The following is a 17,531-nucleotide window of genomic DNA, read 5'->3' on the forward strand; positions in this document are numbered from 1 at the left end:
GGGAGACATCGCGACCGAGGGCTTGAAGCATGCGCTCGAGGCCGAGCGCGCAATCGAGCCCGGCGGCAATTTGCGCGCGTCGTGGGAAGCGCTGCTCGCTGATGCGCGCAAGTGCAGGCGCTGTGATCTCTACAAATTCGGCACGCAGACCGTGTTCGGCGAAGGGCCGCTCGACGCGTCGATCATGTTCGTCGGCGAACAGCCGGGCGACCAGGAGGATCTTGCCGGGCGTCCGTTCGTGGGCCCCGCCGGCGCCTTGTTCGACGCGGCGCTGGAGAAAGCGGGGATCGACCGCTCGACGGTCTACGTCACCAACGCGGTCAAGCATTTCAAGTTCGTGCAGCGCGGCAAGCGGCGGATTCACAACAAGCCCGACGCCAGCGAGATCACCGCCTGCCGCTGGTGGATCGAGCACGAACGCGAGCTCATTCGTCCGCCCGTCACGGTCGCGCTCGGGGCGACGGCGGCGCGCTCGCTGATCGGCAAGACCGTAACCATCAGCCGCGTCCGCGAAGCCCCGATCTTACTCGATGACGGCGGCGAATGCTGGGTGACCGTCCACCCGAGCTTCCTGCTGCGGATCCCGGACGCGGAGCGCAAGCTCGAGGAGAAGAAGCTGTTCCTGCGCGATCTCAAGCGGATCAAGGCCCGCGCCGCTCAGTCGGCCCCCTAAGTCAGCGCCTTATTGCAATTGAGAACAACTCGCATTAGCGATTGTTCAACAGCAATAGGGAACATCCTCCATGTCTCGCATCATGGCTGCGGTCGTCGCGGCTGGCCTCGGCGTCGCCTGTGGCGCCCCGGCCATAGCCGCGCCGGATTTCGGCTACGTCTACACGGCTGCTACCGAAGAGGCGGGTGAGACCGAGCTTTCGCTTTGGGCGACCGACCGCCGCGGCAAGGGCGAAGGCCACTATGACGCGCAGGATTACAAGCTGGAGGTCGAACGCGGGATCACCGACCGCTTCGGCGTCTCGGTCTATGCGAAATTCGCCAGCCATCACATCCGCAGGCCAGGTGACGAGTTCGATCGGATGGACCGTAATTTCGCCTTCCAGGGCCTTTCCGCCGAGTTCAAGTACCAGCTTCGAGCGCCGAAACATGGCCGCCTCGGCGTCACCCTTTACGCCGAACCCGGCTGGTCGCGGATCAGCAAGGTCACCGGCAAAAAGGCCCGCGAATTCGAGCTCGAGTTCAAGGCCATCGTGCAAAAGAATTTCGCCGACGACCGGCTCGTCTGGGCAGCCAATCTGACGGTCGAACCCGAATGGGAACGCGAGCATGAGGAGATCGCGCCGGGCGTGGTCGGCAGCGTGACCGAGAAAGAGCTCGCGATCGAACTTGCCACCGGCCTGTCGTATCGGGTCACGCCCAAATTATGGCTCGGCGTCGAGAGCCGCTACCACAGCGTCTATCCCGATTGGACGCATGGCCTTCATCGCGAGAATTACGCGGTCTATGCCGGACCGTCGGTCCATTATGAGGCCGGTGAATGGTCGCTCACGGCGACCTGGCTGCCGCAGCTTTTTGGCTCGCCCAATGGGCCTGGCTCATCGCTCGAATTTGAAGACCATGAGAAGAACGAGCTGCGCTTGAAAGTCAGCCGCGAATTTTGAGCTACTCCGCGGCGAGCAGCGTTTCCGCGCCTCCGAGGTCGACCGAAACCAGCCGGCTGACACCCTTCTCGATCATCGTCACGCCGTAGAGCCGGTCCATCCTGCTCATCGTCACCGCGTTATGAGTGACGATCAGGTATCGCGTGTCGGTTTCCTGCGTCATCTGGCGGAGCAGCTCGCAGAAGCGCTCGACGTTTGCGTCGTCGAGCGGCGCGTCGACCTCGTCGAGCACGCAGATCGGCGCCGGGTTGGTGAGGAAGATCGCGAAGATCAGCGCGATCGCGGTCAGCGCCTGCTCGCCGCCCGACAGCAGGGTCAGGGTCGACAGGCGCTTGCCCGGCGGTTGGGCCATGATCTCAAGGCCCGCTTCGAGCGGGTCGTCGCTCTCGACCAGCTCGAGGTGCGCCTGGCCGCCTTCGAACAGGGTCGTGAACAAACGCCGGAAATGGGCGTCGACCTGCTCATACGCCTCGAGCAGCCGCACCCGGCCCTCGCGGTTGAGATTGCCGATCGATCCGCGCAGGCGATGGATCGCCTGGGTCAGCTCCTCCGCTTCCTCGGCGCCCTTGGTGCGGGCGGCGTCGAGCTCGGCCAGTTCCTGCTCGGCCACCAGGTTGACCGGGCCGATGCGCTCGCGCTCGCCGGTCAGGCGTTCGAGCATCGCCGCTTCCTCATCGCCATTGCGCGGCTCGTCGGCGTCGAAGCCGAGCTTCTCGGGTAGCCGCTGCGGCATGCATTCGAACTTGTCGACCGCAGCCCTCGCATACTCCGCGCTGCGCGCCTGCTGCGCCTCGGCACGCGCCGCAGCAGCCGCGCGACGCTCGCGCGTGTCCGCCGAGCTTTCGTTTGCTGCCGAGACTTGCTGGGCCGCAACCGCGACCGCCTCCTCGGCGTCACGCTCGGCCACGGCGGCTTCACCGACATGCGCCTGGCTATTCTCGTTGGCGTGCTCGAGCTCGGCGATCTTCGCGTCGAGCTCGGCCGGCGCCCGTTGCAGTTCGTCGCGCTCGGCGGCCTGCTGCTTCTGGCGCTCGATCGCCGCGGCAAGCCGTTGCTCGGCGTCGGCCTGGCGGTTGCGCCACTCCGCCTGCTCGCGGCCCGCGGCGCTCGACCGTTCGCGATCGGCGGCGGTTTCGCGCGCCTTGGTCGCGGATTCGGCGCGCTTGTCGGCGACCGCGGACGCTGCCGCCGCCGCGGTTGCGCGGGCTGCTTCAACTTGATGCTCGACCTCAGCCGAGTCAGCGAGAGCCCCCAGCGTCCGTTCCGCGACGGCGACGGCGTCGCGCGCTGCCTCGAGGACCGGATCGAGATCCATCTGGCGCTGCGCAAAGTTTGCCTGCTGCGCTTCCATCCGCTCGAGCGCCGCGGCGGCAACGTCGATGGCGCGCGTCGCTTCCCGCAGATCGCGCTCCGCCGCCAGGGCGGCCGTCCGCGCCCCCTCCGCCGCCGTGCGGCATCGCTCCATCTCGGAAAGCACGCGGTCGCGTTCGGCTGACGCAACTGTGACCGCAGCTTCAAACGCCGGCAGCTCATTGGCGAGCTGCGCAAGGCGGTTGGCCCGGATCAGCCGCTCGGCGGCCGCCGCGCCGGCGCCGATAGCGACGAACCCGTCCCACCGCCTGAGGTGGCCCTCGCGCGTCACCAGCCGCTGTCCCAGCGCGAGCGGCTGGCCGTGATCGTCTTCCGCCACCGCAACCTGCTTCAACCGTCGCAGCAACTCGCGCGGCGCGCTCGCGTGGTCCGCGAGGCACTCGGTCCCAGCTGACAGCGGCGGATCGCCCGGAAGAACGTCGCTGCCCAGCCAGCGCCTCGGGCCTTCTCCGCCGATCGCGGCATCGGCATCTTCGCCCAGCGCCGCGGCCAGCGCGCGCTCATAGCCGGGCTCGGCCTTGAGGCTGGCAATCGCCGCGCCGCCGCTTTGCTCCAGCGCGCGTGCAAGCGCCTCATGCTCCGACTTGGCGGCGGAAAATGCCGCCCGCGCGGAAGCCAGCTGGCTTTCTGCTGAATCGCGCGCTTCCGCAGCCGAAGCACGACCTTGCTCCGCTTCCACGCGCCGCGCTTCCGCCTGGCTGAGCGCCTCGCTCGCCGCCTGGGCCTTCGCTTCCGCCTCCGCCTTGGCGCGCACTTGTTCGTTGCCGTCGCCGAGCGCCTGCAATTGGTCGGCGAGCTTGTGGCTCTCCTGCTCCGTACGGCCGAGCTGGGCCTTTGCCGCCTCCATCGCCGCCTCAGCCACCCGGCGTTCGGCGCGCATAGCGGCGTCGCGCGCGAGCAGGTCGGCAAGCGCCGCTTCGGCCTCGCGTGAGGTCGATTCGGTTGCGCTGAGCTCCAGCGCGATCCGCGCCGAATGGTTCTCGGAATCTTCGAGCCGGCGGCCGATTGCCGCGCGTTCAGCGTCGAGGGTCGCGATTGCGCGCGCGGCGTCGGCCTTCAGCGCTTCCTCGCGCTGAACGTCACCAGCCAGCGACGAATCGAGCCGGTCGAGCTCGGCGAGGCGGCGCACGACTGTGTCGCGCCGCGCGCGTGCCGTCGCGAGCTGATGCGCGAGTTCGTGACCCTGCTCGCGAAGCTCGGCGAGGCCGTTGCGCCTGGCGGTTAGTTCTCCGCTCGCGCGGTCGTGCGTGGCCTGGGCTTCGACGATCGCCTGATGGATCCGCTCGACCTCCTCAGCGGCAGCCTCTGCCTCGGTGGTTGCAGCCTCGGACGCGCGCTCCGCCTCGAGCCAGCGCGCGTGGAGCAGCCGCGCCTCGACCCCTCGGATCTGCTCGGTCAGCTTGCGGTATCGTTCGGCGGCTCGGGCCTGTCGCCTGAGTTGCGCGACGCGCTGCTCCTGGTCGCCGAGGATCTCCGCCAGCCGGGCGAGATTGGCCTCGGTTGCGCGCAGCTTCTGCTCGGCGTCCTTGCGCCGCGCGTGAAGCCCCGAAATGCCGGCCGCCTCCTCGAGCAACAGGCGGCGCTCGACGGGTTTCGCTGCAATGACCGCGCCGATCTTGCCCTGGCTGACGAGGGCCGGGGAGTGCGCCCCCGTAGCGGCGTCGGCGAACAGCAGCGACACGTCCTTGGCGCGCACGTCGCGGCCGTCGATGCGATAGGCTGAGCCAGCGCCGCGTTCGATCCGCCGAGTGACCTCGCTCTCACCGGCGCCGGCCTGGTTGGCTCTGTCGCGCTCGAGGAGGATCGAGACTTCCGCGAAGTCGCGCGGCGGCCTGGTCGCGGTGCCGGCGAAGATGACGTCGTCCATGCCCCCGCCGCGCAGCGACTTGGGGCTCGATTCGCCCATCGCCCAGCGGATCGCCTCGAGCAGGTTCGACTTGCCGCAACCGTTGGGGCCGACGACGCCGGTCAGCCCGGGCTCAATCCTGAGCTCGGCCGGCTCGACGAAGCTCTTGAAGCCGCTGAGCTTGAGCCGACGAATCCGCAACCTGGTCTGCCCTCCCCCCGAGACCCGGCTAGCCGCCCAGCGCGGCCTTGAGCTGCGGCTCCAGCCGATCCCAGGTCGCGGTGTCCTTGGCCATCGTCCCGTTGATCACGAAGGTCGGCGTGCCCTGAAACGCAGGGTATTGGTCGGTCGCATCGCTGGTCATTTGGACGAGCTGATTGACGCTGCCCTGATTGGTCAGGCACTGGTTGCTCTTCGCCTGCGGCACCCCGCGCGCGGCCGCCCAATCCTGCAGCCCGGCAAGCTTGGCCATGGCGACGAACTGCTGCTGCGGCGGCAGGTTCTGGAGCTGCTCTAGCTGGGCTTGCGGCGTTGCAACCACCTTGCCGAACCACACCGGCTGATCCTTGTAGATCGCGCGCATCAGCGGGAAAAAGCTCTTGGTCCCGTTGCACCGGGCGATCAACGACGCGGTGAGGTCGAACGCGTCGCGAACGTAGTTGCGGAACTCCCAGCTGACCCGGCCCGACTTCACATATTTGCTGACCAGCGTGGGCACGCCTTCGTCATCGAACGCACGGCAGTGCGGGCAGGTCAGCGACCCGAACTCGACCAGCTTCACCTTGGCGTTGGGATTGCCCATCATGAAGCCGCCGGCTGGCGTGGGGTTCACCACCATGGTCCAGTCGCCACCCTTGGGCGGGCGGACCTGCTGATATTTGACCGGCGCGCTGGTCTTGGCGTCGCCCGGCTTGGAGTTGCAGCCGGCGATCGCGGCCACCGCAATCGCGCCGACAAGGAAAAGGGAAGGCTTCATTCAATGGCTCCGGTTGATCGGTCGTATCGGATCGTCGCCGTCCGACGGCAGCGACGGAGGGCCGCTGCTAGCGGCAATTTGCGCGGCAAGCGACTCAAGGCATGCACGAAGCTCGGGATCGGCGATCTCGCGCAGGCCTTCGCCGAGCGCCTTCGGCACGGGCCCAGGTCGCGGGCGCTCGGGGCGCGTCGCCGGTGCCGGCGACCGGCCCTGGCGGAAGACGATGCGGTTGATCGCGGCATAGCCGAAGAAGCGGTTGACGCGCTCGACGATCATCGGCGTCAAATGCTGGATCAGGGGCGCGTGTGCGCCCTCGACGAACAGGGTCAGGACTCCGCCCGCTTTCTTGCCCGCGGGGAATTTGATCGATTCCGGGCTCGACACTTTGGAGTAGCGTTGCCCGACGATGTCGCCCCACCGGCTGACGATCGAGCTCTGGACGAAGCCGAAGCGTTTGAACGATTGACCGCCGATGTCGCCGACGAGATCTCCGGCTGCGCGTGGACGGCAGCTGCGCGGCGCATCGTCTTTTCCCGGGTTCCTCTTCGCCATGGGGCTCGACCATGCCATAGGCAAAAGGTGACCGCCAACACCGCAGCGCGCCTCCTCCAACATTATGTGGATAACTTCCGGCGCCTGCCATGGCGCTCGCCGCCGGGCGCGCCGCCGCTAGATCCCTACGCCGTGTGGCTGAGCGAAGTGATGCTCCAGCAGACGACGGTCGCGACAGTCCAGCCGCGGTTCGAGCGCTTCATCGCGCGCTGGCCGACGGTCGAAGCGCTGGCGGCAGAGAAGCCGGAAGAGATACTCTCCGAATGGGCCGGGCTCGGCTATTACGCCCGCGCCCGAAACCTGATCGCTTGCGCTCGCGCGGTGGCGGGCCGCGGCGGCTTCCCAACGAACGCGGCCGAGCTTGGCAAGCTGCCCGGCATCGGCCCTTACACCGCAGCGGCGATCGCCGCGATCGCCTTCGGTCAGCGGGCGCCCGCCGTCGACACCAATGTCCAGCGCGTCATTGCCCGGCTGAACGCGATCCGAGAGCCCTCGCGCGCCGAGATCGAACGGCTCTTCGTGGAGATGATGCCGACGAACCGTCCGGGCGATTTCGTCCAGGCGATGATGGACCTCGGCGCGACGATCTGCCGTCCGAAGACCCCGCGGTGCGTCGATTGTCCGCTGCGGCAGGACTGCGCCGGCTTGGCCAGCGGCGATCCGGAAAGCCTCCCCGCCCGCAAGGTGCGCCGCGCGCGGCCCCACAAGCACGGCATCGCGCATTGGATCGAGCGCGGCGGTTCGGTCTGGCTCGTCCGCCGCCCCGCCAAGGGATTGCTCGGCGGAATGGCGGCCCTTCCCGGGCCCGAGTGGACCGACGCCGCGCCGCCGGGGCTGGATGCGATCGGCACCGTCCGGCACGTGTTCACGCATTTCTCGCTCGACCTTCATCTTGCGCCCCGCGCCGAGCCGGAGGGCGAGGGCTGGTGGCAGCCTCTGGGCAGCCTTGCCGAGGCCGGGCTTCCGACGCTCTATCGCCGTGCCGCGGAACTCGCGCTGGCCGCGCGGCAGGCCGCTTGAGTTAGCCCACGCTCGACCCTAAGAGGCGGCGCAAATCCATCCATCTGCGCGTTATCGCGAACACAGGGAAATCCATGGACGACCGCTTCAACACCATCGCCGGCTGGGTGCTGTTCGCAGGAATCGTAGCGCTGGGATCGTCGATCGTCGCGGGCGAGATGTTCCATTCCGAGCGGCCCGAAAAGATGGGCTATCCGATCGCCGGCGTGGAGCAGGAAGGCGAGGGCGCGGCGGCCGCCGAGCAGCCGATCGAAGTCTATCTCGCCAAGGCCGATCCGGCCAAGGGACAGCAGATCTTCAACAAATGCGCCGCTTGCCACAATGCGGACAAGGGCGGCGCGAACCAACTTGGCCCCAACCTGTGGGACGTGCTCGGCGAGCCGATCGGCCAGGGCAAGGGCTTCGCTTTCTCCGATGCGCTCTCGAAGAAGGGCGGCACGTGGGACTGGGACAAGCTCAGCCAGTGGCTGTCGAGCCCGAAGGCCTTTGCGCCAGGCACCAAGATGACCTTTGCCGGCCTCAGCAACCCCGAAGATCGCGCCAACGTGATCGCCTTTTTGAACGCGCATAGCGATGCGCCCAAGCCGCTTCCCGCGGCACCTGCGGCAGTGGCCGATGCGTCGAGTGCCAAGCCTGGGACCGGCCCCGGTAACGGGCCTCAAAAGGCGGAGAAGGAGCCGGTGCCGCCGGCGTCCTTGGCTGGCAAGACGCCCCAGACCAGCGGTGGCGACGCTTCGGCCCAGCCGTCGAAGACGACTAAGCCTTAGCAGCTCACTCCGGCGGTCCGCTCTGAACCGGCGCCGGATGCGGGTTCTCTTCGTAATAGCCGGTGACGAAATCCCACGCCTCGACGGCATCCTCGGTCCAGTGGAGGAGGTCGAGATCGTGCGGCGCGATGACGCCTTCTTCGACCATGCCCTGGAAATCGACCACGCGGTTCCAATAGTCGCGGCCGAACAGCAGGATCGGCAGCGGCCGGACCTTGCCGGTCTGGATCAGGGTGAGAAGCTCGAACATCTCATCGAAGGTCCCAAATCCGCCGGGAAACACCGCGACTGCCCGCGCCCGCAGCAGGAAGTGCATCTTGCGCAGCGCGAAATAGTGGAATTGGAAGCTGAGGTCGGGCGTCACATAGCGGTTGGGCATCTGCTCATGCGGAAGCACGATGTTGAGCCCGATCGATTCCTCGCCGACCTCGGCCGCTCCGCGGTTGGCCGCCTCCATGATCGACGGCCCGCCGCCCGAGCAGACGACGAAGTGGCGCTTGCCCTCCTCGTCGCAGCCGCACTGGCTTGCCAGCCGCGCGAGCTCGCGCGCGATCTCATAATAATGGGATTTGGCCTTCAGGCGCTCGGCGATCCTTTGCTGCTCGTCGTTGGTCGCGGCCGCGACCAGCGCGTCGGCCATGTCGGGCGAGGGGATCCGCGCCGACCCGTAAAAGACGAAGGTCGATCCGATATTGGCTTCGTTGAGTAGCAGCTCGGGCTTGAGCAGCTCGAGCTGGAATCGGACAGGGCGCAAATCCTCCCGCAGCAGGAACTCGGTGTCCTGGAAGGCAAGCTTGTACGCGACACTCTCGGTCTGCGGCACCGAGGGGACGTGCTCGGCGGATCGGGCGTCGACCTTGGAGGTCGGGAAGATGCGCTTTGGCGGTAGTGCTTGGGACGTCATGCGGCCCGACTAGCGCCAAAGATTCGCCCCGTCACGCCGTCACATCATGCCGCCGGCGCGGCTTCTCTCCTACCGCCCCAGTCGATCCGCCGCGTCGCGTACATCACCCCGGCCAATGCGGCGAAGAGCAGCAGCGCGCCGATCAGCAGCGAGTAGGCCTCGAGGCTGAGCAGGATGTAGAGCACGGCATAGAGGCCGACGAGCAGGCCGCCGATGAACCCGGCCCGTCGCCAGCTTCCGAGCACCGCCGCCGAATAGGCCGTGTTGAGCCCCGCGATCGCGGCTGAAGCCAGGATGTAGGCGGGGGTGAAGCCGATGACCTCGGCTAAGGCGAGCAGCAGCACGAAGAACAGGATCAGCGCCGCGCCCATCAGCAGATATTCGACCGCCGACACGCGAACGCCGCCGATGACGTCGAACATCAGCAGCGCGAGGAAGGTGAAGCCGATGAACAGGAAGCCGTATTTCACCGCGCGATTGACCTGCGAATAGAGGTCGACCGGCTGGATCAGGTCGATCTGCGCGGTCTGCGCCGAGTCCGTGCCGCTGGCGTCGGTCGGGCCGTACCGCTGCCGGCTCGGCTGGGGTGCCGCCGGTGCCGTCCCTGCGTCGGCCGTGCTGACCAGCGAGCGGCCGAGCGCAAGATTGCCGATCCGGTAGGTGGCGTCGAAGCCCTTCGCGGTCACGGGCGGGTGGTCGGGCAGGAAATCGCCGGTGAAGCTCGGGCTCGGCCACGAGGAATGGACCGCCCAGCGCGTGTCCGCGGCCTGAGGAGTGAGCGCGATTGTCTGGTTGCCCCGCAGGTCGAACGCGAAGTCGACGGCGATGGGGCTGTTCACCAGGCTGCCGGCGTCGATCCAGGCAAAAAATCCGCGGCCGCCATTGCTTCCGCCGCCCGGCTGGAGGCGAAGCGGATGGCCGTCCGCGCTCACCTGCGGGTTGGCGCCGAGGCCGCGCGGGTCGCTCAGCCCGAAGCGAAGCTCGGCCCGGCTCATGTCCATTTGCGACGGCTCGACGCCCGTGCGCGCGAGGTCCGGCGGAAAGGCGAAGCGGGCTTTCCCATGGAAATGAGCGTCGTAGACGACCGCTTGATAGATCGACCGCCTTCGGACCTTCGGATCGATCACTGTCGAAACGTCGGTGATTTCCGGCGCCAGCGTGAGCTCGCGCATGACTTGGTTGGTGCGTGTGACACTCTGTCCGTTCTGCACGACGGTTTCAGTGGCGGTGGCGCGATACGGAATGACCAGCACCGGTCCGCTGATCGCCTGGCGCGCGCCCCACCCCGCGGTGATCGACGTCGCCGCCTCGCGAGACTGCGATTCGCGGTCGAACGACAGGAGGTAGACCGAGAACAAAGGGATGGTGAGGAGGAGGGCGACGCCGATCGCGAGGACCAGCTTGAACCCCGGGGTACGCTCGCCGCGAAAACCGTCCATGCCAAACCTCCGATGAGCCGCTGAAACTCGGTTCATCTACAGAAATGCACGGTTCGTCGTCAAGTTTCCTAGAAAACGGGGGTTTCGAGGTGGATGGGAAGGTGCGCTTTCGAACCATTGCGGACGTCCGCCGCCGAATTCGGATAGCAATGACTCTGCCGCGAAGTCCTGATAGCTCCCACCAAGGGCTCATGTCCGACGTATTCGTCTCTTATGCCCGGCCGGATGAGCCGCAAGCGCAACGTGTGGCCCAGATGCTGCGGTCGGTAGGATACGGGGTGTGGCGCGACGACGAGCTTCCAGCGCATCGAGCCTATTCGGACGTGATCGAGGAGCGACTGAAGTCTGCAGGGGCCGTACTCGTTCTTTGGACCGCCGAATCCGTGAAATCGGAATGGGTAAGGGCCGAAGCCGACGCAGCGCGCTCCGCGCGCATTTTGGTGCAAGCCACATTGGACGGAGTACTTCCACCAATGCCATTCAATCAGGTTCAATGCGCGAGCTTGCGAGATTGGGACGGAACCGCGCAGGCGCCCGGGTGGTGCAAGGTGATCGCAAGCGTAGCCGCACTCGCTGGGCCGCCCAAACGCTCTGCCGATAGAAAGTTTCACCTCCGCGAACGCTCGGTTTGCGTGCTGCCGTTCGCAAACATGAGCGGGGATGCCGAGCAGGAATACTTCAGCGATGGCATAACTGAAGACATCACCACCGATCTGTCAAAGGTGTCCGCGCTTGCTGTGACTGCAAGGAACACGGCCTTTACATTGAAGGGGCAGGCTGTGGACGTGTGTAAGGTTGCTCGCGATCTCGGTGTGAGCCATGTCCTTGAAGGAAGCGTGCGGAAGGCCGGAGGTCGGCTCAGAATCACTGCGCAGCTAATTGACGGCAAAACCGGCGACCATGTCTGGGCGGAACGTTTCGACCGCGACCTCACGGATATTTTTGCGATTCAGGACGAGATCAGCGAAGCGATCGTGGCTGCGCTCAAGATCAAGCTGTTGCCGGAAGAAAAGAACGCAATCGAGCGCCGCGGCACGGCCAGCGTCGAAGCCTACAATCTTTATCTAATGGCCCGGCAATATTGGATTCTAGGAGATTTCGGGGACGTACGGCGCGAGCAGAAGGTTATTCGCATCTGCGACCGGGCCACGAAGGTTGATCCGGAGTATGCCCAGGCGTGGGGATTGATGGCACTCGCGCAGGCGAATCTGCGCTACGGATTTTCCGGAAACGAAGACTTGGAAGATGGTTCGGTAGCCGCTGACCGGGCGCTGAGTTTGAATCCGACGATCGCAGAAGCTCATCTTCCAAAAGCCTGGCACCTGGCGGAGCACGGTCTGCAAGAAGAAGCGAACGCGGAAATTGCAACGGCTCTTCATTTAGGTCCGGACTCATGGGAGGTGAACAAGGAAGCTGCGCGGCTCTTCTATCGACAGAGGCGGTTGGAGGATGCAGCCCTGCACTTGGAAAAAGCTATCGAACTGATGGAAACCGACTTTCATGGGCTTGGGATGCTGTTTGCTTATTACAATGCGCAGGACGATGCCGACGGCGCCGAGCGAACTGCGGGAAGGATCATCGAGCAGGTTGAAAACGTCATCCTCCAAGATCCGGATAACGGCGCGGCGCTCGCATTTGGTGCGATAAGCTTGGCCACATTGGGGCAAATGGATCGTGCCAAGGAATGGATCGAGCGCGGGCTGCTCGTTGATCCGGACAATTTGATGATGCGCTACAACTTCGCTTGGGGCCTGAATAAGGTATTCAATGACAAAGAAGCTGCGATCGAAATGTTGCATCCGGTCATGGCGAATGCCGGACCAAACATCATTCGGTTAGCCGCCAACGATCCGAATCTCGATAACCTTCGCGACGATCCACGGTTCAAGCAAATGCTCGCCGCCGCCAACAAGCGAACCGCGGGTACTGGCGTCAGGTCTTCCGGGCATACGTAATCGCCTCAGCAACATTGTCGGTGATGATCTCGATCGAGTTGAGTTCATCTCGGGTCGGGCCGGTCCGGTTGCGGTGATAGATTGCGAAGGTGCCCATCACCCCTCCCTCATTACGCCGGATCGGAGTCGACCAGCACGCCCGAAGCCCATGCGGCAGAGCAAGATCGCGGTACGCTGCCCACAGAGGGTCGGTGGCGATGTCAGTGACATACACCGGACGCCCCAGGTACGCCGCTGTGCCGCATGAGCCAGTCGCTGGCCCGATCTCGGATCCATCGATCGCTTCGCGGTAGGATTTTGGGAGGCTCGGAGCCGCTCCGTGGGTGAGACGCTTTCCGTCCGGGCTGAGGATCAGGACGGACGTGAGGATTTCGCTGTCGGACATCTCTTCAACCGTGAGCAAGTGGCGGTTGAGAATGTCCTCGAGGCTGTCGCCGCGTCGTAGCTCGGCAACCACATCGGCTCGGCGAAGGTCGAGCGCTTTCCGCAGTCCGGTTGCAAAAGACATTCACGGCTCCAGCGTCTTGGCGCGGCCATAGCACAGAAGCCCGGTTCCGTTTGCAGTTGTGTCAGAAACATCTGTCCTAGAGCAGGGGCTTTGAGGTAGCTGGTCCGTCCTCGAGAGGACGATCTCGATGCACGCGCAAATCCTACCAAGCCGACAAAGCCGACACCCGGGGGGGTCGCGCGCGCCTACGAGCGCTGCAATCGGTGCGTTTCGCTCATTTGCTGGCGTGAACGCGTGGCACTGCCAACTTGGACAACTTCGGGCATCGCGATCCCGCCTGCCGGTTACACGCCTGACACTTGATGCCCATGCGGAAGGACCCAAATCACAGCCATGATCGACATCCGCCCCTTCAACAGCCTCGGCCACGCCGACCACGGCTGGCTCAACGCCCGCCATCATTTCTCCTTCGCCAATTATCACGACCCGTCGCGCATGGGGTGGGGGCGGATCCGTGTTTGGAACGACGACCAGATCGGGGCCAAGAGCGGCTTCCCGCCGCACCCCCACCGCGACATGGAGATCGTGACCTACGTCCGCACCGGCGCGATCACCCACCAGGATTCGATGGGCAACAAGGGCCGCACCGGCGCCGGCGACGTCCAGGTGATGAGCGCCGGGACGGGCGTCACGCACGCCGAATATAATCTCGAGGACGAGCAGACGACCTTGTTCCAGATCTGGATTGAGACCGACAAGCCCTCGGCGAGCCCGAGCTGGGGCGCGATGCCGTTCCCGAAGGAGTCGCGCAACGGCGCGTTTCAGCTGCTCGCCAGCGGCGACCAGGAGGACGGAGTGCTGACCATCAACGCCGACGCTCGGATCCTCGGCGCGACCGTGAAAGCCGGCGAATCGATTGCGATCGATGCGCAGCCCGACCGCCACCTGTATCTCGTCCCCAGCGGCCGCGTGACCGTGAACGGCGTCGCGGCTGACCCGCGCGACGGGGTCGCGATCACCGGCGAGAGCAAGGTCGAGATCAAGGCCGAGGACGACAGCGAGCTGGTTCTCGTCGACGCGCGCTAGGTTTGTCGGTCGGGGTTCCGCCGAGGTTCATCCGCCTTATGCTTGATCGGGCCGGGCTTGGCAGGCATGAGCGCGTCGCGCGCCGCGGAGAGTGGCCGCGTCTCAAGCGCAGAGCGGGAGCAGGATGAAGGCGAGTTTGCGCGTGATCACACTGTTGGCGGCGGCCTTCGTTGGCATCGCGCCGGCGGCGGCGCTCGCCCAGGCCGCGCCCGAACTGCCGGCGACCAATACGCCGCCCCGCGACACGATCGGACCGACCGAGCTTCAGAACTTCAACCTCAACGGCAGGGTCACGCGCCCGGCGGAGCAGCCGGCCGCGCCAGCTTCGACCCCGCCGGCACAAACGACCGTGCGGCCGGCGTCGACGGCACCGCGCCGGGTGGCGCAGAACAGTCCCGCACAGCAAGCCGTTCCGGCGGCGACGTTGCCGGCGCCCGCGCCCTCCGCTCCCCCGCGGGTCACACCGCGCGAAACACCGGCGACGTCAGCGACGGTCGCCTTGCCGCCGCTCCAGGGCGCCGCCCCACCGATCCCGGCGGCGAATGCGCCAATCAGGAGTGATTCTGCGCCGGTCGTGGACGAGCCGCTCGTTCCGTGGCGCAACCTTCCCCTCTGGCCGTGGCTGGCAGCCGCGCTTGCGCTTGCCGGAGGCGCGGCTTTCCTGCTGTGGCACCGCCGCCCGCGCCAGGCGCTTGCCGGGGGGCCGCTATTCGACCTTCTGGTGCCGCCCGCACCGGAGCCTGAAGCTCAGCGGGCACCGCCGCAACCGACGCCGCGGCCGCCGACGGCTGCGCCGCCCAAGCGGGCGCCCGCCGGGATCGTGGCGTCGCGCCTCAGGCCCGCGCTCGAGATCGCCTTCCAGCCGCTGCGTTGCCAGGTCGACGACGACCAGGTCACGATCGAGTTCGAGCTCGAGCTGTTCAATGCCGGCGCGGCACCCGCTCGCGCAGTGCTCGCCGAAGCCAGCCTGCTCAACGCCAGCGCCGCGCAGGACGAGGAGCTCGCCGCATTCTTCGCCAATCCGCAAGGCATCGGCGAGCGCCTCGACCTCATTCCGCCGATGAAGCGAGTCAGCTTCAAGAACCAGGTCGTCGCGCCGCGCGCGGCCGTCCAGGAATATGAACTTGCCGGGCGCAGGACGTTCGTCCCGGTCATTGCCTTCAACGCGCTTTATGAATGGAGCGGCGGCCGGGCGCAGTCGTCGGCGGCCTATCTCGTCGGCCGCGACACGCAGCGCGAGAAGCTCGGCCCACTCCGGCTCGACCAGGGCGCGCGCGAGTATCGCGGACTTGGAGCGCGGGCGCTGCCGAGCGCCGTCAGGACCTAGAGAACCGCCGAATTATAGCTGTGCCACGCGAGCACGGCGGCGGCGCCGCGGTACGGCCGCCAGGCTTCCGCAAGCTCGCGCAACTGCCTTTCGGTCGGTTTCTCGGGAAGGTCCAATAACCGGCCGATCTCGACCAGGACGGCGAGGTCGCCGGCAGGAAAGACGTCACGCCGCCCTTCCGCGAACAGCAGATAGATTTCAGCCGACCAGCGGCCGATCCCTTTGATCTTGGTCAGCAGCGCGATCGCTTCTTCGTCGTCTTCGGGCAGGCTCCTAAGGTCGAGCTCGCCCGAGATGACCAGGCTTGCGAGGCTTCGGATATAGCCCGATTTCTGCCGCGACATGCCTGCGGCGCGCAGCTCTTCGTCGCTCGCCGCGAGCAGCAGGTTGAGATCGGGCGGCGAGCCGAACGCAGCCTCGAGCTTGGCCCACATCGAACGCGCCGCAGCGACGCTGACCTGCTGGCCGACGATGGTCCGCAGCAGCGTTTCGACGCCGGGGTTGCTGCTGCGCGGTTCGGGAATGCCATGCTGCTCGACAACGCGGGCAAAGGCGCTCTCCAGATTCGCCAGCGCCTTGACGTCACTGCGGATGCTTTTGCTGGTCCGGACCATTAGCCGAGGCTCGCTGCGTAAAGGGCGACGGCAGCCGCGTTGGAGACGTTGAGGCTTTCGACCGCGTCGGTGATTGGAAGCCGCGCGAGCGCGTCGCAATGCTCGCGCGTGTTGGGCCTTAGTCCCGGGCCTTCGGCTCCGAGCACGAGCGCGACGCGCGGCGGACCAAGCGCGTCCTTCAAATCACCCGCTGCGTCCCCTGCAAGGCCGATGCGCCAGAAGCCGGCTTCGCCGATCTCATCGAGCGCCCGGGCGAGGTTGACGACCCGCGCCCAGGGCACGCGTTCGAGCGCTCCCGACGCCGCTTTGGCGAGCGCGCCGCTTTCGGGCGGCGAGTGGCGGTCCTGGGTGACGATGCCGATCGCGCCGAACGCTGCCACGGAGCGCAGGATCGCGCCGACATTGTGGGGGTCGGTGACCTGGTCGAGCACGAGCACCACCGCGCGCTCGCCCGCATTGTAGAGCAGTCCGTCGAGCCAAATGTCCTCGAGCGGCTCGACCTCGATCACCACGCCCTGGTGCGGCGCATCGTGCGGGACGAGCCGGCCGAGGTCGGCGACGTCCGCCAGTGTCACAGGCACCTCCGCCGGGAATTGCATCGAGGCTGCACCTTCGCGCGTCGCCCAGGCTTTCAAGACCTTGCGTTCGGGGTTGTCGAGCGCGGCGGCGACGGCATGCTTGCCCCACAGCCGCGGCCGGCTGGCCTTTCCATGGCTTTGGTGCGATTTTTTTCGACGCGACATTGCGCCCGCTTAGCGGTGGGAGCGAGCGAGTCTAGCGCGCCGGCATCGGCTCATTTGCTGCGAGAGTGCGTCGATGTTGCCGCCATGCCCCGATGAACAGGATCACGAGAATCGGGTAGCTCCAAAACCGCTCGGCGATTGCATAGGCCCACGGCGGGAGACTGACCGTGATCGCCTTCAGGATGTGGGACAAGCTGTCGACGAGTTGAAGTCCAGCAACCCAAAGTGGCCAAAAGCGATCGGAAGCGAGGGCTATCGCAACGACGGCGATCAGGACTGCGGAATCGACGGCGATCTCGCCGCCATTCATCGCCACGTAGCCCCGCCCAAAGGATAGATGCGCCAGGAATGAAACCAGACTCGCGGCCAGAAAGACGATTGCGGCCAGCCGCTCGTATTTCCGCCCCCTTACGAGCGCATAACCGCAGGACAGAAGCAGCAGTGCCCAGAAGATGATGACGCGTGCAAACATGGCAATGGACCGGACCACATTGACGCGGTCCGGTCAAAGCTCCTTCGAAATCAGGCGACGATGCGGAGTTCGGTCTGCGCCGATGGCGGGCAGTCGTTGTCGGTATCTCCCCAGCTCACTGTGCGAAGGCCCGGAACGAACTGCTTCGCTTCGGCCAGCTGCCGGTGACAGCCGACGACCGATCCCCGCGCGGAAACCAGGCTGCCGAGCGCGGCCGAGAGTTCCTGCAGCGCGGCGTGAATCGGTGCCGGTCCGACATGGGCGACCGAATTGATCCGCATCATCCGGGCCTGGAGCTCGGCGATCTCGGCAAGTGTGGCGTCGATCGAATCTTCGACCGCGCGGACCTGGGTAGCGACTTCGTAGGCGGCGTCTTCAATCATATGCTTGCGCAT

The 17,531-nt window shown here is 66.2% G+C and carries 16 protein-coding genes and 1 pseudogene; 7 read left to right on the top strand and 10 right to left on the bottom strand.

Going from position 1 to position 17,531, the window contains the following annotated elements:
• Window positions 1-61: 61 nt before the first annotated feature.
• Window positions 62-673 (top strand): annotated as a pseudogene (locus ACJ8FR_RS01035) (UdgX family uracil-DNA binding protein); the annotation flags it as partial.
• Window positions 674-743: 70 nt separating this feature from the next.
• Entirely contained in the window at window positions 744-1,616 is an 873-nt protein-coding gene (locus ACJ8FR_RS01040) for a DUF6662 family protein (protein WP_407826742.1), read from the top strand.
• Between the two features lies 1 nt (window position 1,617).
• On the opposite strand, the gene ACJ8FR_RS01045 is transcribed toward ACJ8FR_RS01040, so the two are convergent.
• From ACJ8FR_RS01045 to ACJ8FR_RS01055, 3 genes are read right to left on the bottom strand one after another with little or no spacing between them, the layout of a single operon-like run.
• Complete coding sequence (locus ACJ8FR_RS01045; protein WP_407826743.1) at window positions 1,618-5,034, bottom strand: chromosome segregation SMC family protein; 3,417 nt, start codon at window positions 5,032-5,034, stop codon at window positions 1,618-1,620.
• A gap of 28 nt (window positions 5,035-5,062) precedes the next feature.
• Window positions 5,063-5,809, bottom strand: coding sequence for a thioredoxin domain-containing protein (locus ACJ8FR_RS01050; RefSeq protein WP_407826744.1), 747 nt, complete (start codon window positions 5,807-5,809; stop codon window positions 5,063-5,065).
• Window positions 5,810-6,361: a DUF721 domain-containing protein gene (locus ACJ8FR_RS01055; RefSeq protein ID WP_407826745.1), complete on the bottom strand. Its 552-nt coding sequence runs from the start codon at window positions 6,359-6,361 to the stop codon at window positions 5,810-5,812. It lies immediately after the preceding gene.
• A 27-nt stretch (window positions 6,362-6,388) separates the two neighbouring features.
• Here ACJ8FR_RS01055 and ACJ8FR_RS01060 point away from each other — a divergent pair, with 27 nt between their 5' ends.
• Window positions 6,389-7,381 carry an A/G-specific adenine glycosylase gene (locus ACJ8FR_RS01060; protein ID WP_407826746.1) on the top strand — a complete coding sequence of 331 codons (993 nt, stop codon included), beginning with the start codon at window positions 6,389-6,391 and terminating at the stop codon, window positions 7,379-7,381.
• Between the two features lie 74 nt (window positions 7,382-7,455).
• Complete coding sequence (locus tag ACJ8FR_RS01065) at window positions 7,456-8,148, top strand: c-type cytochrome (RefSeq protein WP_407826747.1); 693 nt, start codon at window positions 7,456-7,458, stop codon at window positions 8,146-8,148.
• Window positions 8,149-8,152: 4 nt separating this feature from the next.
• On the opposite strand, the gene ACJ8FR_RS01070 is transcribed toward ACJ8FR_RS01065, so the two are convergent.
• Together ACJ8FR_RS01070 and creD are read right to left on the bottom strand one after the other, a co-directional pair.
• Entirely contained in the window at window positions 8,153-9,052 is a 900-nt protein-coding gene (locus ACJ8FR_RS01070; protein WP_407826748.1) for an LOG family protein, read from the bottom strand.
• 44 nt (window positions 9,053-9,096) lie between these two features.
• Window positions 9,097-10,491: a cell envelope integrity protein CreD gene (gene creD, locus ACJ8FR_RS01075; protein ID WP_407826749.1), complete on the bottom strand. Its 1,395-nt coding sequence runs from the start codon at window positions 10,489-10,491 to the stop codon at window positions 9,097-9,099.
• Between the two features lie 191 nt (window positions 10,492-10,682).
• On the opposite strand from creD, the gene ACJ8FR_RS01080 reads away from it, so the two are divergent.
• The gene (locus ACJ8FR_RS01080; RefSeq protein ID WP_407826750.1) at window positions 10,683-12,446 is read left to right on the top strand and encodes a TIR domain-containing protein; all 1,764 of its coding nucleotides are present in this window, start codon (window positions 10,683-10,685) and stop codon (window positions 12,444-12,446) included.
• Here the strand turns inward: ACJ8FR_RS01080 and ACJ8FR_RS01085 are convergent.
• Entirely contained in the window at window positions 12,424-12,954 is a 531-nt protein-coding gene (locus tag ACJ8FR_RS01085; protein ID WP_407826751.1) for a GAF domain-containing protein, read from the bottom strand. The genes ACJ8FR_RS01080 and ACJ8FR_RS01085 overlap by 23 nt on opposite strands.
• Before the next feature lie 333 nt (window positions 12,955-13,287).
• Here ACJ8FR_RS01085 and ACJ8FR_RS01090 point away from each other — a divergent pair, with 333 nt between their 5' ends.
• The gene (locus tag ACJ8FR_RS01090) at window positions 13,288-13,980 is read left to right on the top strand and encodes a pirin family protein (protein ID WP_407826752.1); all 693 of its coding nucleotides are present in this window, start codon (window positions 13,288-13,290) and stop codon (window positions 13,978-13,980) included.
• A 142-nt stretch (window positions 13,981-14,122) separates the two neighbouring features.
• On the top strand, window positions 14,123-15,307 hold the full coding sequence (locus ACJ8FR_RS01095; protein ID WP_407826753.1) for a hypothetical protein: 1,185 nt from the start codon (window positions 14,123-14,125) through the stop codon (window positions 15,305-15,307).
• On the opposite strand, the gene ACJ8FR_RS01100 is transcribed toward ACJ8FR_RS01095, so the two are convergent.
• Genes ACJ8FR_RS01100 through ACJ8FR_RS01115 form a run of 4 tightly spaced genes read right to left on the bottom strand, consistent with a single transcriptional unit; the run spans window position 15,304 to window position 17,531 of the window.
• Window positions 15,304-15,921 (bottom strand): DNA-3-methyladenine glycosylase family protein, encoded by a 618-nt coding sequence (locus ACJ8FR_RS01100; protein ID WP_407826754.1) that lies wholly within the window; start codon window positions 15,919-15,921, stop codon window positions 15,304-15,306. The genes ACJ8FR_RS01095 and ACJ8FR_RS01100 overlap by 4 nt on opposite strands.
• Entirely contained in the window at window positions 15,921-16,664 is a 744-nt protein-coding gene (rlmB, locus tag ACJ8FR_RS01105; RefSeq protein WP_407826755.1) for a 23S rRNA (guanosine(2251)-2'-O)-methyltransferase RlmB, read from the bottom strand. The genes ACJ8FR_RS01100 and rlmB overlap by 1 nt, the downstream gene beginning before the upstream one ends.
• A 31-nt stretch (window positions 16,665-16,695) precedes the next feature.
• Complete coding sequence (locus tag ACJ8FR_RS01110) at window positions 16,696-17,136, bottom strand: hypothetical protein (RefSeq protein WP_407826756.1); 441 nt, start codon at window positions 17,134-17,136, stop codon at window positions 16,696-16,698.
• Between the two features lie 50 nt (window positions 17,137-17,186).
• Window positions 17,187-17,531: a hypothetical protein gene (locus ACJ8FR_RS01115; RefSeq protein WP_407826757.1), complete on the bottom strand. Its 345-nt coding sequence runs from the start codon at window positions 17,529-17,531 to the stop codon at window positions 17,187-17,189.

This window comes from Sphingomonas sp. (genome assembly GCF_045810705.1).
GTDB lineage: Bacteria > Pseudomonadota > Alphaproteobacteria > Sphingomonadales > Sphingomonadaceae > Sphingomicrobium.

Bases quoted from the DNA above. Each gene is read 5' to 3' on its own strand.
- ACJ8FR_RS01055 (WP_407826745.1), bottom strand. From the start codon at position 6,361: ATGGCGAAGAGGAACCCGGGAAAAGACGATGCGCCGCGCAGCTGCCGT.
- ACJ8FR_RS01115 (WP_407826757.1), bottom strand. From the start codon at position 17,531: ATGCGCAAGCATATGATTGAAGACGCCGCCTACGAAGTCGCTACCCAG.
- ACJ8FR_RS01110 (WP_407826756.1), bottom strand. From the start codon at position 17,136: ATGTTTGCACGCGTCATCATCTTCTGGGCACTGCTGCTTCTGTCCTGC.
- ACJ8FR_RS01050 (WP_407826744.1), bottom strand. From the start codon at position 5,809: ATGAAGCCTTCCCTTTTCCTTGTCGGCGCGATTGCGGTGGCCGCGATC.
- ACJ8FR_RS01065 (WP_407826747.1), top strand. From the start codon at position 7,456: ATGGACGACCGCTTCAACACCATCGCCGGCTGGGTGCTGTTCGCAGGA.
- ACJ8FR_RS01085 (WP_407826751.1), bottom strand. From the start codon at position 12,954: ATGTCTTTTGCAACCGGACTGCGGAAAGCGCTCGACCTTCGCCGAGCC.
- ACJ8FR_RS01090 (WP_407826752.1), top strand. From the start codon at position 13,288: ATGATCGACATCCGCCCCTTCAACAGCCTCGGCCACGCCGACCACGGC.
- ACJ8FR_RS01070 (WP_407826748.1), bottom strand. From the start codon at position 9,052: ATGACGTCCCAAGCACTACCGCCAAAGCGCATCTTCCCGACCTCCAAG.
- ACJ8FR_RS01100 (WP_407826754.1), bottom strand. From the start codon at position 15,921: ATGGTCCGGACCAGCAAAAGCATCCGCAGTGACGTCAAGGCGCTGGCG.
- ACJ8FR_RS01040 (WP_407826742.1), top strand. From the start codon at position 744: ATGTCTCGCATCATGGCTGCGGTCGTCGCGGCTGGCCTCGGCGTCGCC.
- rlmB (WP_407826755.1), bottom strand. From the start codon at position 16,664: ATGTCGCGTCGAAAAAAATCGCACCAAAGCCATGGAAAGGCCAGCCGG.
- ACJ8FR_RS01080 (WP_407826750.1), top strand. From the start codon at position 10,683: ATGTCCGACGTATTCGTCTCTTATGCCCGGCCGGATGAGCCGCAAGCG.
- creD (WP_407826749.1), bottom strand. From the start codon at position 10,491: ATGGACGGTTTTCGCGGCGAGCGTACCCCGGGGTTCAAGCTGGTCCTC.